Origin of the sequence: Nonomuraea sp. NPDC001831, assembly GCF_042892035.1 — a bacterium.
Taxonomy (GTDB): domain Bacteria; phylum Actinomycetota; class Actinomycetes; order Streptosporangiales; family Streptosporangiaceae; genus Nonomuraea.
Window position 1 is genome coordinate 353,874 of record NZ_JBIATU010000001.1, and the last position, 13,731, is coordinate 367,604.

Consider the following 13,731-nt stretch of genomic DNA (forward strand, 5'->3'; position numbering starts at 1 on the left):
CCGGTCCGCTGAGTGGACCGAAGATTGCCCGCCGCCGTGCCCCGCCAAGAATATGGATGCTGTACAGGGCCGATCACGGTCAGTGACAGCCCGAAGATCGCGTGACACCAATGTCCGGCGGCGGCGATCAGGCCGCTGACGAAGGGACGGCCACGATGAACAACCGATCGGCGAGGGCCCTGTCCCGAGCCCTGATCGCAGCGGTGGTGGCGGCTGCTGTGATGACGGCCCCGGGCCTGACCGGCACGAGCAGCGCCTCGGCCGCGGCCGACCCGACATGCGGGAGCTGGATCTCCAGTCTCGTCTTTCCCGGCCTGTCGGCCCGAGCCTGTATCTGGGGCACCGGTGCCCCCTGGAAGCAGGCCCAGACGGAGGTCTTCAACGGCACGGGCTTCTCGGTGGAGGTCGAGAACCTCACCGCCCGCCTGGAGTCTCTTCCCGCGGACGCCCGTTGCGTCCACATCAGCCTCCAGAACGGGCAGACGGCGTTCTGCGGCACCCGTAGCGTGCCCGACAACAATCCCTTCCAGTTCGACCGCGCCTTGGGCACCGCCCAGGTCACGGACCTGATCAGGCGGGAGCAGTTCTCCTTCGATTCCCCCTTCGTCGGGTGAGCGGCGGCCGGGGCGGGAGAGGTCATCAGGTGATGGGCACGTCGTGCATCGGGGTGAACCCGAACAGGTTCACGTCCACGCTGGTCACCTCGGCGGGTGGGGCGGTCATGAGCACGAACATCCGGATCTGCTCGCCCGCTCCCAGCGACTTCAGCACTGTGCTGGAGCAGACGCAGTGCCGGGGCACGTCGAGGCGGCCGGGCGTGGTCAGCGGGAAGTAGCGGGTACGAGCCGCGTCGGTCAGCGCGAGCCAGAAGAAGTCGAGCTTGTACCCGTAGATGCCGGCCTGCTGGTCGACGTCGGGGTCCCAGGCTCCCCTCTCCAAGGAGACCTTGTCGCCGCCGCCGGCGTGCCGGAAGGTCACGGTGGCGATGAGGGTCCTGTCGTTGATGCGTCTCAGTTCCCGCAGGTCGGCTTTGAGGCCGGTCAGCTCGCGCAGGCCGGTGGCCGTCGGAACCGCCGTGGTCGCCGTCGTGGTCGCCGTGACGGACGGCGTCGGTACGGGGGTGCGCGGCGCGCCGGCCGGCTTGGGCAGCCGCTGGAAGGTCACCTCGACCCGCCGGTTGCGGGCGCGGGCGGCATCGGAGGTGGCCGGCACGGCGGGCTCCGTCTCGCCCTTGCCCTCCACCTGCAAGGGGACCGGGCCGACGAGGCCGGTCAGTGCCTTCTGCACGGCCTTGGCCCGTCTCAGGGACAGGTCCATGTTGTAGGTGTCGTCGCCGACGTCGTCGGTGTGCCCGACGACCCGCACGGCGCCCTGGGCCTCGGTGCGGACGCGCTCGGCGACGCGCTGCAGTGTCTGCTTGGCGCGGCTGGTGAGGGTGGCCTTGTCGAAGGCGAACAGGACGTCGGTGTTGAGCGCGAGCTCGACCTGCTGGTCCGACTCGGTCACCGAGGTCGTGGTGGCGTTGGAGCGGGTGGCGAGCGGGACGGTGAGCGGGAAGGCGGCGGCGATGGCGGCGGCGTCCGGTTCGCCGTCCAGCCGGGGGCCGGTGCCGGCGGGGCTGATCGGCAGGGGCGCGGTCAGTCCGGCGCTGTCGAATCCGACGGCCAGGCTGGTGGTCTCCGGCGGCACCTGGTAGGTGGCCCACATCAGCGCGGGGCTGCCGGGCGTGGCCTTGGCGAGCGGCCCGGAGTAGCTGCACAGGCAGCGGGCCCGGACCTCGGCGTCGTCCTTCTTCATCGGGTAGTAGACGGAGAAGCGCGGGTCGTCCAAGAGGTAGAAACCGGAGGCGGCCTGGATGTAGTCGTAGGGGGTGCCGCCGGCCAGCTGGCCGGCGTGGAAGCCTTCGAGCCGGACCTCGCCCTGCTCGGCGCTGATCCTGAACCGCGCGGTGACGGCGTCGGGGGCGCTGCGTTCCAGCCCGATCACGTCGATGCGGGCCGTGGCCACGCCGTCGGTGTGGCCGTCGCCGTACAGCGTGGCCAGGGGCGGAGCGTCGGCGGGCGGCGTGCCCCCGTTGGCGGTGGCCGCGGAGGGGCTGGCGGACGGCGCGACGGACGGCGGTCGTGTGGTGGCCGCCGGGGCTGACGGGACGGAGCAGCCGCCGAGTAAGAGCAGCGCCGCGATCAGAATCCGGCCGCTCGCTGAAAGCCTGCCAAAGTTCATGATCCGCCATTAAATCAGCATCGATTCGCCGCGTTCGACGCACTCTCGGCGGCGAGCAGCGCCGCGCGCAGCCGTTCGTACGTCGGGGCCAGCCGGCGCAGCCCGGCCGCCAGCGACGCGTCGTCGCCCGCCACGAGCGGGCCCTGCAACCCGCCGACGATGCGGGCCTGCTCGGCGGCGACGGCCGCGCCCGCGTCGAGGCGGAGGGACGACAGGCAGGCCGCCAGGTCGTTGAGGCGGCGGGCGCCCACCCGCACCGCGAACGCCTGCCACAGCGTCCTGATCTCGGGATCCAGCCCTTCCTCCACCAGTTCGGCCGTGCGCTCGGCGGCCTCGGCCAGCCCCAGCGTGCCGGGCGGGACCCGCACATCCGTACGGCCCGCCAGCCAGGCCAGTCCGGCGGGCAGCGAGCGCCGCAGCGCCTCCTGCCGGCCGACCTGCTCCCGGCGGGTGAAGCCGTGCCGCATCAGGAACGGCCGCTCCAGATAGGGGATCAGCTCTCCGCGCCACGCCTCGGCGAAGGCGCCGACCGGCAGGGTGGCGTACGGGTAGCCCTGCGGGTCGTGCACCAGCACGGTGTCGCCGGCCACCTCCAGCACCACCAGGTAGTGGTCGGCGCCGACCGCTTCGCCCGACCCGGGCTGGTAGGCCAGCAGGCCGAGCTCAAGCGGGCCGGCCAGCACCGGGCCGTCCTCGCAGGCGCGGCGCAGCCGGTCGAGCGCCGCCGCCGCCGTCCCGCCGTCGGCGCGCTCGCACTCCCAGCCGAGCAGGCCGAGCGCGGCGTCGATGCCGATCCCGGGGTCCCAGCCGAACGCGTCGAACAGCGGCAGCCGGCCGCCGATGAGCTGCATCCCGTACGGGGAGCCCGTCAGGACCTCGATCACGGCCGGAGGCGGCGCCTGGCCGCCCAGGACCATCGCGAGGGAGTTGGCGTAGCAGTACGGCCCGGAGCCGACATAGGTGACCGACATGCTCCGCACCGTGCCGCCTGACACGGTGTCAGGGTCAAGTCCGTCGTCGTCACGGCTCCAGGTGGGTGAGGTCGAGCCGATCCAGCAGGTCGGGGTCGGCCTGGTCATGCTGCTCATGGGCGCCGGGCAGTTGGCCACCTTCTCCTTCCTCACCCTCTACCTGCAGACGATCAAGCAGTACTCCCCGATGATCACCGGCCTGGCCTACCTCCCGTTCGCCGTCGGCATCGGCATCGGGTCCGGGTTCGCCGGGCCGGCGTTGCAGGCCCGTACCTCCATCGACCCGCCGGTCACGTTCGGCCCGCGGGATCCGTCATAGCGGCGGAACACCGTTGAACCAGAAAGGAACCCCAGCACCATGACCAGCACCGAGCAGCAGCACCGCCAGTCGCGCCTGTCCAACCCGGCCGTGCTCGTCCCCGAGCTGAAGGAGATCGCCGGAGCCCTGTTCAGGGCGACCGGGAACGGCTCCGTCCCGGAGGTCACCATCAGCCTGCTCCAGCTGCGCGCCGGGCAGATCGTCGGCAACACGTACCTGACGGTTCTGCACACCGGCAGCCTCCGCAAGGCGGGGGAGACGGAGGAGCGCATCACCGCCGTGGCGTCCTGGCCGGACGCCCCCTACTTCACCGAGGCCGAGCGCGTCGCGCTCGCCCTGGTGGAGGCCGTCCTCACCGCGAACCCGGCCGGCGAGCGCGTCCCCGACGAGCTGTACGAGCGGGCGCGCGAGCACTACGACGAGAAGGCGCTCGCCACGCTCATCATGGCCATCGGCCAGGTCGGCTTCTTCACCCCCCTGGCCCTCATCGGCAAGCCGCTGGCCGGCGTGTCGCCGACGGAGCAGTGGAGGCAGTAGCCGGCAGACCCGCTCAGGGTGAGGACGCGGTGCCCGCGCCTCACCCTGAGCGCTTTCAGTGCTCGGACACCTACCCGCCGAGCGTGACGAGTTCGACGTCCTCCAGGTATTCGGGGTCGGCGAGCAGGTCGATATGGGTGATCCGGCCGTTCGCGATGGTGAAGGCGAAGACCACCCGCGGCCGTCCGCCCGGCGCCCACACCAGGCCGGGTGCCCCGTCGATGAGCGCGAGCTCGGCGGCCCGAGCCCGGCCGGCGAAGGTCTCGGCCACGCCGTCCGCCCCTCGTACCAGCCTGGACGCGCCGGAGAGCACGGCGGTGCGGTCCGCGCTGATCTCCACGTCGGGGTCGAGCAGCGCGAGCAGGGCCGCGAAGTCACCGTCACGGGACGCGGCCCGGAAGGCGGCGACGATCTCCCGCTGCCTGACGGAGCCGGTCCCTGCTCCCGGGACCGACGGGTGCTGTACGCGCCGGCGGGCGCGGCTGGCCAGTTGCCGGGCCGCGGCCGGCGAACGGTTCACGATCAACGCGATCTCGCCGAACGGCACAGCGAACATGTCGTGCAGGACGAACGCGATCCGTTCCGCCGGCGCGAGCATGTCGAGCACCACCAGCAGAGCCAGGCCCACCGAGTCGGCGACGACCACCTCGTGCTCCGGATCGTCCGCCTCGCGAAGGCCGGCCACCGGGTCCGCGCCGGAGACGCGCAGCGGCTCCTCGCGGCGCGTCCGGCGATCGCGCAGCATGCTCAGCGCCACCCGTGCGACGATCGTGGTGAGCCAGCCCGGCACGTTCCGCACGTCCTCCGCGCCGGCGCGGCTGAGCCGTAACCAGGCCTCCTGCAGGGCGTCGTCGGCCTCGCTCGCCGAGCCGAGCAGCCGGTAGGCCACCGCCCACAGATGGTCGCGATGCTGCTGGAACCAACCGGCCAGCAGGTCCTTCTCCTCCATGACGCCCGTCCCTCTCGTGCTGTCTGCAACAGATGACGGAAACGACCGCACAGATGTGACGGCCGGCGCGCTGTCACAACCTCCCCTCGCGGCGCGTCATCAGGGCGGAAGTCCAGCCGATCAAGCGGAGAAACACATGCAGACACGGATGAAGAATCCCGCCGCCGTCCTGCCGGCGGCGATGGCGCCCATCCAGGAGCTCTTCAAGGCCGCCCGTACGGGCGGCGTGCCGGAGACCACGCTGGGGCTGGTGCACCTGCGCGCCAGCCAGATCAACGGTTGCGGCCCCTGCGTGGAGTCGGGGGTCCGCAGCGCCAGGAAGAGCGGCGAGAGCGACGAGCGGACGGGGCTGGTCGTCGCCTGGCGGGAGACGCCGTACTTCACCGACGCCGAACGGGCCGCGCTGGCCCTCACCGAGGCCGCCACCCGGCTCGCCGACCGCAGCGACCCGGTCCCCGACGACATCTGGGACGAGGCGGCCCGGCACTACGACGAGGCGGGACTGGCCGCGATCATCCTGATGGTCGCGGTCACGAACCTGGCGAACCGGCTCAACGTCACCACCCGGCAGCTGGCCGGCCAGAAGTGGGGCTGAGTCGCATGGCGCACACGACGGAGGACTCATGACCGTACGCACCTGGCCGCGACGGCTCGCCACGGTCCTCTACTGGTATCTGGCCGCGTCGTTCTTCGTCGGCTTCGTCACCAAGTTCTGGCCCGGGCCGACCTTCTTCGGTCCGGCCTACGCGGAGAAGTTCGTGGACTGGGGCTGGCCGCCGTGGATGCGGTTCGTGGTCGGCGCGCTGGAGCTCGTCTTCGGGCTGACGATGCTCGTCCCGCGGCGGCGGGTCAGGTTCATCGGCGCGGCGGGGCTGGTGTTCGTGCTGACCGGCGCGGTGACGACGCACCTCATCGACGTCGCCCCCCTGTACGAGGAGGTGTCGGCGCCGCTGCACCTGATCATCATGATCGGCGTGGCGCTGGCGAACTGGCCGGCGGACTGGCGGGACCTTCTCCACCCTCTCGACGACCGGAGCGTCCGCGCGGAGCCGAGCCCGTCGGTGGGACGCGCGTCGACCGTTCGGTAGAGAAACCGGCCTGGCCGTGATCAAACACGTGATCACGGCCAGGCCGTGAAGCCTGCCGTGCACAACACCGTGGCCCGGGCACCCGCATGTCCTTCGGCGGATGCCCGGGCCGCGGCGCCGTCTTCAGCTCGTCACTGGTGCGGCGCCTGCGTCGCGGGAGGGCTGGAGGTCGACGACGACCTCGTAGATGCTGGGCCGCGCGGTGATGTGCAGGCCGGGGTCGTTGAGCAGCCGCTGCGCGCTCTCCTGCCATTCGGGTCTGCCCAGCGCCTCTTCGAGCTGCCGCCCGCTCTCCCAGTGGGCCACGTTGACGAACCGCAGCTCGGCGTCGTCGATCAACGATCGGTGCAGCCGCGCCCCGACGAATCCCGGCTGCCGCGCCATGATCTCGGCGTTCTCCCTCCACAGCGGCAGGAACGTCTCCGACTCCGCCACCGGGACGGTAAAGGCGTTGATCATGGTGATCGGCTCGTCGACCGGCGTTTCGGTACGGGTGATCGGAACTTCGTTCATGATTTCTCCCTGGTGATCGGTGATGAGAGGGTCAGTTCGCCATGCCGATGACCTGCTCGACCGTTTCCGGCCGGTCGAGCACCGCGAGCATGGCGTGGGCCACGTCGGCGCGTGAGACGTACCGGCCGCCCGGCACGTTCTGTGCCACCGCCGTCCGGTAGGCGCCGGTCACCGGCTTGTCGGTCAGCTGCACCGGCCGGAGCACCGTCCAGTCCAGGCCGCTGTCGCGCACGGCGTCCTCCATGACGGCCAGGTCGAGGTACTGCGGACGCAGCGCGGCCTTGACGATCGGATACACCACGTAGCGCAGGAACGGCCCGTCGCCGGGGTCGTGCCGGGGCGGGTTGGGCCGGCCGGGGGAGGGGGTGGTGCCCACCGGGGCGGCGCTCACCACGACCAGCCGGCGGGTCCCGGCGGCCTGCATCGCCGCGATGATCGCCTTGGTGCCCCTGGAGGCCACCCCGGCGGCGGCGTTGTTCGGCGGGCCGAGCGCCGACAGAACGGCATCGGCTCCTTCGACGGCGGGCAGCAGCGTCGTGACGTCGGCCGTGGCCAGGTCGGCGGCCCGCACGACGCGGACCGGCTTCCCGTCCAGCTTGGCCGGACTCCGTACGACGGCCGTGACGTCGTGCCCCTCGGCCAGAGCCTGGTCGAGCAAATGCCGGCCGACGCCGCCACTGGCGCCGAAGACGGTGAGTTTCATGGACGAATCCCTCCGGGTTCGTGGAAAGGGGGTTGCCGAGGCAGGCGATCCCTGCGCGTGGGCGGCGGCCGGCGGGACCGCCTCGAAGACGCCCCAGTCGCTGACATATATGGACACCCACTTGCTCGCGTTCTGTCTTCGCCTGTACGACGAGGCGGGCACGGCGAAGGTGACGACTCCCGGGAGCGACGCTCCGCGAGGTGCCGGCGGCCGAGCCCGTTCCGCCGCCTCCATGACCCGGCGCGCGGCGGAAATGTGACAGCGGGAATGATCACGTCCCCCGCGTCTCCGGACTCACGGCCGGCCGGTGCCGCTGATCCCGGGCCGGGGGCGGCCTACCAGGAGGCGCCGGCCGTCCTGTCCGACTGCGTCGAGCGCGAACTCCGCACCGTCGAGGAGGAACCGCACTTGTGCGGGCCACATTCGTCCTGCAACGATCTCACTTTTATCAATGGCGCCATCGTCGAGTGTCAAAGATCAGACGATGACGAAAGAGAGAAACTCCTGACAGACGGTTTGATCATTTCGCGATGCCCGTCTCGAGGAGCTTCGGGTCCTCTTGCGACCTCGCAAGAGAGCCCGGCGAGATGCGGACCGGCGCCAAGGTCAGGGGGCCCTTCAACATCGCCCTTTCCCTGCCTACACTGACCCTGACGTGGACAGGCCGCGCGCACAACAACCGCACCAATCGCCACCACCGCGCGGGACGCCTCGAGATCGGGACCAGCCGAAAACGGAGAAGGACATGGCGCATCCCCCCAAAGATTCCTTCGTGGTTGCAGAACGTCTACGCATGGACCTTGCCGAACGCTTCTTACGTCCCGTGCTACTGCCTGTCCGCGAGTTCTCTTCGGATTTCGGCGACCGGTCGGATGTGGATCTGACCCCGCCTCCCGGAACGGTCGTGGTGTATTTCGCCCGCGACACAACGGTCCTGGATCGCCTGTCCCGGGCTTTTGAGGCAGCGGATCTGACCGTACTGGCGGAGCTGCGCAGAGAACTGGACGGCAGGCGTTCCATCACGCCCTCCAAGAACTTCGACCTGCTGCAGCTCGTGAGACAATCCGACTGCGTATTCGACATCCGCTACGGAGGTCGAACGCTCGCCAGTAACAAGATCCTGCCGGACGCCGAGCTCCTGGGCTCCGTATCCATTTCGTGGACCGGCGGAGAGCTCGACGACAACCTGTTCTCGGTCGTCGAATACCATAAACGCGAGGAGGCCGGTCCACACCTGCAGTACGTGGCGTACCGGCGTCCGCCGTATCTCACGGACATGGAGCGATCCATGGTCTCCCGAATTCCGTCCGCGATCTCGGAAATCCACCTGGGCGTGCTGACACCGGACGAGACGCGGACCGCGCGCGAGGTCTGCGCGATCGTCGAGAAGGCAGCCAAAGACGCGGCCAGGACGCGGACGTGCGGCCCCGACCTCACCCTGCTTGCTCGGCTGGAAGAGGAGATCCGCAACGGTACGATCTCCCCCGAGGCGTCCGTTCGTGAACTTGTCCGAGCGCGCCTGGAGCTCATGACCCGCACACTTCAGCAGTAAGTCCGTGGCCGAGAACATCCTCGGATGGCTTGCCTGGACAGTGCTGTCCGGTTGGTACCTGGCCACCGTCGCCGTGAACATCCCCTACGTGGAACGCTTGATCGGCAGCCGTTTCGCCTCCAGGCGGGTCTGGTCATTCATTCCGAACTGGTCGTTCTTCGCTCCGCGTCCTGCCGTCAGCGACACCTTTCTCTTCTATCGAGACCGTCTGGCCGGCGGAACCTGCTCGCCGTGGCGAACGGCAGCCGAACCGCCGAAGCTGCACTGGCTGCGCCGGATGGCGTGGAATCCGCACAGCCGGCCGGGAAAGGCGATATCGGACGCGGAGTCCGTGCTCCTGCAGGAGGGGATCGCCGCCAGATCCATGGCTGCCGAATCCCTCTTCCTGACGGTTCCGTATTTGCTGCTGCTCAACCACGTCTGCTCCTTTGCCGTCGGTCCTGGGGTAGGAGCCCGTCAGTTCGCCCTGGCTCGCCGCGACGGGCGCAGCCGTCAGTTGGAAATCGTCTTCGTCTCCGGATTTCACACGCTCGGGGATCGCCAGGACGCTCAGGAGGACAGGCAGGCGTGGACGTAGCGATGTTTGCGCAGGCCCTTCCCTTGTCGGTTTCGCTGATCGGGCTGGCGGGACTGATCCGGGCCGGTGAGGACTGGGTAATCCGCAAGGAGTACGGCGCGGACGGGGTGATGTCCGGGGACATCGTCCTGCTGCAGCAACCGGGCAGGCCCGGCTCTGTGTGGACGGCCCTTCGTCCCCTTCTGAGATCCGACCGGGTGCTCTCGTTCTGCATCGTCGGCCGCCTCGCGTCGGGCGCGGCGCTCACAGTGACTCCATGGGGTGCCGATCACCTCGTCGGCCCCCTGCTGTTCTTCAACCTCGCGCTTCTGATGTTCTCCTTGCTCCGGTGCGGCTACGGCGCCGATGGCGCCGACCAGATGCTCATCATCGTCTGCACGGGGGCCTTGCTCGCCCAATCGGGAATTCCGGCGGTTCGTTCCGCGGGTCTGTGGTTCGTGACCGGGCAGTTGGTTCTGTCGTTCGTGGTGGCTGGGATGGCCAAGCTCTCCGGCGAGGAGTGGCGTTCAGGGAAGGCGATCTGCGGGATTCTCAGCACGGAGCGCTATGGGATGCCGGCACTGGCCGGCGTGCTGACCCGGCACGGCAGCCTGTCCCGCCTGCTGGGCTGGGGAGTCATCGTGTTCGAAGCATCGTTCTTCATGGTGCTGTTCGGAGTCGAGCCGCTCACGCTGGCCTATCTGGGGGCGGGGCTCGCTTTCCATGCCGGGGTGGCGGCCACCATGGGGCTCAACAACTTCCTCCTGAGCTTCGCGCCTGCCTATCCCCTGGCGGCCATGTGCCTGGCGTCCTAGTACTGCAGCCGCGGAAGCCGGCGTCTCCAGGATCGGCCGGGGGCCGTGTCACGTGGGCTGGGCCGGGTGTGTCCCGGGGGCCGTGCGGCGGCGGTAGTCGCCGGGGGTGGTCCCGTACTGCTGGCGGAAGGCCAGGTGGAAGCCGACCGCCGAGTGGTAGCCGACGCGTTCGCCGATCCGGCTGTGGGCGAGCGTGGTCTCGCTCAGCAGGCGGGCGGCCTCCTGCATGCGGCGGGCGGTCAGGTGCCGGATCGGCGCCTCGCCGACCAGCTCGCGGAAGGTCGCCGCGAACGCCGAGCGCGACATCCCGGCCTCGGCCGCCAGTGACTCCACCGTCCAGGGCTCGGCGAACCTCGTCTGTACGGCGTGCAGCGCCGCCCCGATCGCCGGGTGACGCAACGCCCGCAGGACCGGCGAGCCGTCGGGCAGCTCGGCCATCTCGCCCACCGCGGCCCGCAACGCCAGCACGAAGACCAGCTCGAAGGCGCGCAGGGCGACCAGTGTCGCGCCGGGCTCGGCCAGGTCCCATTCGCCGGCCAGCCGTCCGAGGGTGCCGCCGAGCAGCCCGTGACGTTCCAGCGTGGCCCGGTCGAGCACCAGGACGGGCGGCAGCGCCCGGTAGATCGGCGAGATGGCGGCCCGGTCGTAGTGCAGCCCGCCGCAGAGCAGGACGGTCCGCTCGCCTGGCCCGCCCAGCTCGACGGTGCTCACGCCGCCCTGCGGCCGCTCGGGCAGCACGGCCGCGAGCGGCACGGCGGGACGCCCCGGCCGGTCGCCCAGCCGGTGCGCGCTGCCGTGCGGGAAGACGGCCAGCTCCCCGGCGCGCAGCAGGACGGGCTCGGCGCCGGGCAACTCGACGGCACACGTGCCCTCGTGCACGTAGTGCAGCAGCGCGCAGTCCTCGCCCTCGCCCGCGACGCCCCAGGGCGACCCGGCCTGCCAGCGGCTGTGGAAGACGCCCTCCAGCCGCAGCGGGGCCAGCAGAGCGCTCAGCAGGTCACCATCCACCGGACGATCCTTAAAGAAGCCGATATTTCGCTTTATAGAGCGTATCGCCGACTCGTTGGAAGCTGTCCGTCATGACGTTTCTTGTGATCGGCGCGGCCGGCGCCCAGGGCGGCGCGGTCGCGCGGCGGCTCGTCGCCGAGGGGCATACGGTGCGCGGACTGACCAGGAGCGGCCGGGTGCCGCACGGAGTGCAGCCGGTCGCCGGCGACCTCGGCGACGCCGAGGCGGTGAAGGCGGCCTTCGCCGGGGTGACGCACGCCTCGGTGACGCTGCCCATGGTCTACGAGCCGGACACGGTGGCCGCCCACGTCCGTCATGTGCGCGACGCCGCGCTGGCGGCCGGGGTGCGGCGGCTGGTGTTCAACACCGCCAACCGGCTGCCCGAGGCCGCCACGCGGGTGGCGGCCTTCGAGACGCGCCGCCGGGCGGTGCGGACGCTGCGGTCGGCCGGGCTGCCCGTCGTGGTGTTGTGCCCGCCGGTCTACCTGGACAACCTGGCCGCGCCGTGGGTGACGGGGCCGCTGGCGGCCGAGGGCGTGCTGCGCTACCCGCTGCCCGCCGACCTGCCGGTGCCCTGGCTCTCGCACGACGACCTGGGCGCCGCCACGCACGCCGCGCTCGTGCGTGACGATCTGGAGGGAGCCGTGCTGAGGCTCGGCGGCCCCGACGTCGTGACCGGCGACGAGCTGGCGGCCGCCTTCGGCGCCCGTTACGCCGCGCAGGATCCGGCCGAGTTCGAGTCCGGCCTGACGAGGGCGCTGGGCGCGCCGACGGCCGCCGCGGTGGCGGCCACCTACCGCTGGGCCGCCGCCGACCGCGACCTGTTCGCGGCCGACCCCGCGGCGGCCGATCTGCTGGGCCTGCGGCTGACGCCGCTGCGCACCTGGATCGCCGCCCAGCCCTGGGCGAACCGGTGAACGACGTCGAGGCGGAGATCGTCCGCCACCACGCGGTCGTCGAACGCTGGCTGACCGGCGTCGCCGCGCCGGAGGAGTTCGCCCGCTTCGCCGACGCCCACGCCCCCGGCTTCACGCTCATCACCCCCGCCGGCCGGACGCTCACCCGCGACCAGGTCCTCGCCGAGGTCGAGGCGCTCCACGGCCGGGCGCCCGGGCTGACCATCGAGATCCGCGACGTACGGATCGTCGCCTCCCACGGCGCGCTCGTGGCGGCCACCTACCAGGAGGTCCAGCCGGACCGGACCCGGCAGTCCACAGTGGTCCTCCAGTCCGCCACGTGGTTGCACCTGCACGAGACCTGGCTCCCGTGACGTCCGGTGCAGGTCGGGGGCGGAGCGCGGCGCCTGGCCGGCGCGGCCGCCGACGGCCTCACCAGCAGGTCAGGTCGGGGTTGGGGGAGGGGCCGCAGGGGCCTTGGTTGCCGCCGCCGTCGGCGACCGTGCCCGGGGGCGCCCAGATCAGATGGCCGGCGTTGCCGGTGCCGACGTTGTTCCTCAAGGTGACCGGCGGGATGACAGCCAGGCGCGACGCCAGGTGGATGCCGCCCTGGACCACCTGCCCCTGACGGTCGACGAGACCACTGGGGTTGTGGCCGTTGCCGACGAACACGTTGTCGGAGACGGGATCGGGACCGGCCCGGTTGCTCCCGTACGAGTTCTCCACGAACATGCCGACGGTCTTGTTGCCGTTGAACACGTTCCTGCGGACGATGAGGTGCTTCAGCATGGAGCTGGAGTGCAGGCCGATGTCGTTGCCGGTGAACAGGTTGTACTCGATGGTGTTCGCGTCCTGCGGCAGGAAGGTCTCGCCGGCGCCGATGCCGGCGGTGGGCGAGTTCTTGAAGACGTTCCCCTGCACGAGGTTGCGGCGGCTGTCGTTCGACAGGCCCATGGGGAAGGCGTCGAAGACGTTGCGCGTGAAGACGCCCCGGTCCGTGGCGCTGACGGTGAGGGTTCCGCCGGTCAGGGCGCTGTTACGGATCGTCGAGCCGGAGCTGCGCACCAGGACGGTCTGCCCGGTCACCGTGCACCGGTCGACCGTGAGCAGCCCGTCGACCAGCCTGATGCCGGACAGCAGGCAGGCGTCCTTGCGGGTGCCGGTGAAGGTGACCGTGCCCGGCCAGACGTCGACGGGGGCGAGCAGCCGTACGTCGGTGGCGGTGAGGACGGCGCCGCCGTAGTCGATGTAGATCGCGTAGGTGAAGCCGGTGATCGTGCCGTTGCGGACCGTGGTGCCCTGCCTGCCGGTGGCCTTCAGCCCGTTGCCGGTGCCCGAGCCGGTGATCGTGTGGCCGTTGAGGTCCAGGTCGACGTCGTCGGCCCCGATGGTCAGGGCGCCGGCCGGGCAGGTCAGGTCGGCGGTGAGCGTGGTGTCGGTGGTCAGGACGTCACCGCAGGCCACCGCCGTGGTGGTCGCCTCCGCGGGGTTCGCCGACATCAGGGTGGCCGATAAGAGGAGCAGGCACGCGGCCGCCCCGCGGGCGATCGCCGCCTTGGGTGCTCCGGGCATGATGATCTCCTGTCAGTCCATGGAACAGG

17 protein-coding genes are annotated in these 13,731 nt (G+C 70.8%); 10 read left to right on the forward strand and 7 right to left on the reverse strand.

From position 1 onward, the window contains the following. Positions 1–110: 110 nt before the first annotated feature. Entirely contained in the window at positions 111–614 is a 504-nt protein-coding gene (locus tag ACFYYW_RS01620) for a hypothetical protein (protein WP_387643762.1), read from the forward strand. Positions 615–639: 25 nt separating this feature from the next. Here ACFYYW_RS01620 and ACFYYW_RS01625 read toward each other — a convergent pair whose 3' ends face one another. Together ACFYYW_RS01625 and ACFYYW_RS01630 are read right to left on the reverse strand one after the other, a co-directional pair. Beyond that, on the reverse strand, positions 640–2,223 hold the full coding sequence (locus ACFYYW_RS01625) for an OmpA family protein (protein WP_387643765.1): 1,584 nt from the start codon (positions 2,221–2,223) through the stop codon (positions 640–642). A 14-nt stretch (positions 2,224–2,237) separates the two neighbouring features. Continuing rightward, the gene (locus tag ACFYYW_RS01630) at positions 2,238–3,194 is read right to left on the reverse strand and encodes a hypothetical protein (protein WP_387643767.1); all 957 of its coding nucleotides are present in this window, start codon (positions 3,192–3,194) and stop codon (positions 2,238–2,240) included. Between the two features lie 61 nt (positions 3,195–3,255). Between ACFYYW_RS01630 and ACFYYW_RS01635 the strand changes: the two genes are divergently transcribed. Next, on the forward strand, positions 3,256–3,513 hold the full coding sequence (locus tag ACFYYW_RS01635; protein ID WP_387643769.1) for a hypothetical protein: 258 nt from the start codon (positions 3,256–3,258) through the stop codon (positions 3,511–3,513). A gap of 39 nt (positions 3,514–3,552) precedes the next feature. Then, positions 3,553–4,050 (forward strand): carboxymuconolactone decarboxylase family protein, encoded by a 498-nt coding sequence (locus tag ACFYYW_RS01640; protein WP_387643770.1) that lies wholly within the window; start codon positions 3,553–3,555, stop codon positions 4,048–4,050. Between the two features lie 70 nt (positions 4,051–4,120). On the opposite strand, the gene ACFYYW_RS01645 is transcribed toward ACFYYW_RS01640, so the two are convergent. Then, positions 4,121–4,999 carry a sigma-70 family RNA polymerase sigma factor gene (locus ACFYYW_RS01645; RefSeq protein WP_387643773.1) on the reverse strand — a complete coding sequence of 293 codons (879 nt, stop codon included), beginning with the start codon at positions 4,997–4,999 and terminating at the stop codon, positions 4,121–4,123. Positions 5,000–5,135: 136 nt separating this feature from the next. Between ACFYYW_RS01645 and ACFYYW_RS01650 the strand changes: the two genes are divergently transcribed. Then, entirely contained in the window at positions 5,136–5,594 is a 459-nt protein-coding gene (locus tag ACFYYW_RS01650) for a carboxymuconolactone decarboxylase family protein (RefSeq protein WP_387643776.1), read from the forward strand. Between the two features lie 28 nt (positions 5,595–5,622). Beyond that, entirely contained in the window at positions 5,623–6,087 is a 465-nt protein-coding gene (locus ACFYYW_RS01655) for a DoxX family protein (RefSeq protein WP_387643778.1), read from the forward strand. A gap of 123 nt (positions 6,088–6,210) precedes the next feature. On the opposite strand, the gene ACFYYW_RS01660 is transcribed toward ACFYYW_RS01655, so the two are convergent. Together ACFYYW_RS01660 and ACFYYW_RS01665 are read right to left on the reverse strand one after the other, a co-directional pair. Then, positions 6,211–6,600 (reverse strand): antibiotic biosynthesis monooxygenase family protein, encoded by a 390-nt coding sequence (locus tag ACFYYW_RS01660; protein WP_387643781.1) that lies wholly within the window; start codon positions 6,598–6,600, stop codon positions 6,211–6,213. A gap of 31 nt (positions 6,601–6,631) precedes the next feature. Further along, positions 6,632–7,303: an NAD(P)-dependent oxidoreductase gene (locus ACFYYW_RS01665; RefSeq protein ID WP_387643783.1), complete on the reverse strand. Its 672-nt coding sequence runs from the start codon at positions 7,301–7,303 to the stop codon at positions 6,632–6,634. Between the two features lie 745 nt (positions 7,304–8,048). On the opposite strand from ACFYYW_RS01665, the gene ACFYYW_RS01670 reads away from it, so the two are divergent. From ACFYYW_RS01670 to ACFYYW_RS01680, 3 genes are read left to right on the forward strand one after another with little or no spacing between them, the layout of a single operon-like run. Continuing rightward, a complete protein-coding gene (locus ACFYYW_RS01670; protein ID WP_387643785.1) occupies positions 8,049–8,855 on the forward strand; it encodes a hypothetical protein in 807 nt (268 codons plus the stop codon). A gap of 4 nt (positions 8,856–8,859) precedes the next feature. Continuing rightward, positions 8,860–9,432, forward strand: a complete 573-nt coding sequence (locus ACFYYW_RS01675) for a hypothetical protein (RefSeq protein WP_387643788.1) — start codon at positions 8,860–8,862, stop codon at positions 9,430–9,432. Continuing rightward, positions 9,423–10,226, forward strand: coding sequence for a hypothetical protein (locus tag ACFYYW_RS01680; RefSeq protein ID WP_387643791.1), 804 nt, complete (start codon positions 9,423–9,425; stop codon positions 10,224–10,226). The genes ACFYYW_RS01675 and ACFYYW_RS01680 overlap by 10 nt, the downstream gene beginning before the upstream one ends. Before the next feature lie 48 nt (positions 10,227–10,274). On the opposite strand, the gene ACFYYW_RS01685 is transcribed toward ACFYYW_RS01680, so the two are convergent. Continuing rightward, positions 10,275–11,234, reverse strand: coding sequence for an AraC family transcriptional regulator (locus ACFYYW_RS01685; protein WP_387643794.1), 960 nt, complete (start codon positions 11,232–11,234; stop codon positions 10,275–10,277). 71 nt (positions 11,235–11,305) lie between these two features. Between ACFYYW_RS01685 and ACFYYW_RS01690 the strand changes: the two genes are divergently transcribed. Beyond that, entirely contained in the window at positions 11,306–12,151 is an 846-nt protein-coding gene (locus tag ACFYYW_RS01690; protein WP_387643797.1) for an SDR family oxidoreductase, read from the forward strand. Further along, positions 12,148–12,504, forward strand: coding sequence for a DUF4440 domain-containing protein (locus tag ACFYYW_RS01695; protein ID WP_387643800.1), 357 nt, complete (start codon positions 12,148–12,150; stop codon positions 12,502–12,504). The genes ACFYYW_RS01690 and ACFYYW_RS01695 overlap by 4 nt, the downstream gene beginning before the upstream one ends. A gap of 58 nt (positions 12,505–12,562) precedes the next feature. Here ACFYYW_RS01695 and ACFYYW_RS01700 read toward each other — a convergent pair whose 3' ends face one another. Continuing rightward, positions 12,563–13,702 carry a right-handed parallel beta-helix repeat-containing protein gene (locus ACFYYW_RS01700; protein WP_387643803.1) on the reverse strand — a complete coding sequence of 380 codons (1,140 nt, stop codon included), beginning with the start codon at positions 13,700–13,702 and terminating at the stop codon, positions 12,563–12,565. Positions 13,703–13,731: the final 29 nt, after the last annotated feature.

What these genes read in the sequence shown, in the direction of transcription:
- ACFYYW_RS01620 (WP_387643762.1), top strand. Translation starts at nt 111, where the DNA reads ATGTCCGGCGGCGGCGATCAGGCCGCTGACGAAGGGACGGCCACGATG.
- ACFYYW_RS01625 (WP_387643765.1), bottom strand. Translation starts at nt 2,223, where the DNA reads ATGAACTTTGGCAGGCTTTCAGCGAGCGGCCGGATTCTGATCGCGGCG.
- ACFYYW_RS01630 (WP_387643767.1), bottom strand. Translation starts at nt 3,194, where the DNA reads ATGTCGGTCACCTATGTCGGCTCCGGGCCGTACTGCTACGCCAACTCC.
- ACFYYW_RS01640 (WP_387643770.1), top strand. Translation starts at nt 3,553, where the DNA reads ATGACCAGCACCGAGCAGCAGCACCGCCAGTCGCGCCTGTCCAACCCG.
- ACFYYW_RS01645 (WP_387643773.1), bottom strand. Translation starts at nt 4,999, where the DNA reads ATGGAGGAGAAGGACCTGCTGGCCGGTTGGTTCCAGCAGCATCGCGAC.
- ACFYYW_RS01650 (WP_387643776.1), top strand. Translation starts at nt 5,136, where the DNA reads ATGCAGACACGGATGAAGAATCCCGCCGCCGTCCTGCCGGCGGCGATG.
- ACFYYW_RS01655 (WP_387643778.1), top strand. Translation starts at nt 5,623, where the DNA reads ATGACCGTACGCACCTGGCCGCGACGGCTCGCCACGGTCCTCTACTGG.
- ACFYYW_RS01660 (WP_387643781.1), bottom strand. Translation starts at nt 6,600, where the DNA reads ATGAACGAAGTTCCGATCACCCGTACCGAAACGCCGGTCGACGAGCCG.
- ACFYYW_RS01665 (WP_387643783.1), bottom strand. Translation starts at nt 7,303, where the DNA reads ATGAAACTCACCGTCTTCGGCGCCAGTGGCGGCGTCGGCCGGCATTTG.
- ACFYYW_RS01670 (WP_387643785.1), top strand. Translation starts at nt 8,049, where the DNA reads ATGGCGCATCCCCCCAAAGATTCCTTCGTGGTTGCAGAACGTCTACGC.
- ACFYYW_RS01690 (WP_387643797.1), top strand. Translation starts at nt 11,306, where the DNA reads ATGACGTTTCTTGTGATCGGCGCGGCCGGCGCCCAGGGCGGCGCGGTC.
- ACFYYW_RS01700 (WP_387643803.1), bottom strand. Translation starts at nt 13,702, where the DNA reads ATGCCCGGAGCACCCAAGGCGGCGATCGCCCGCGGGGCGGCCGCGTGC.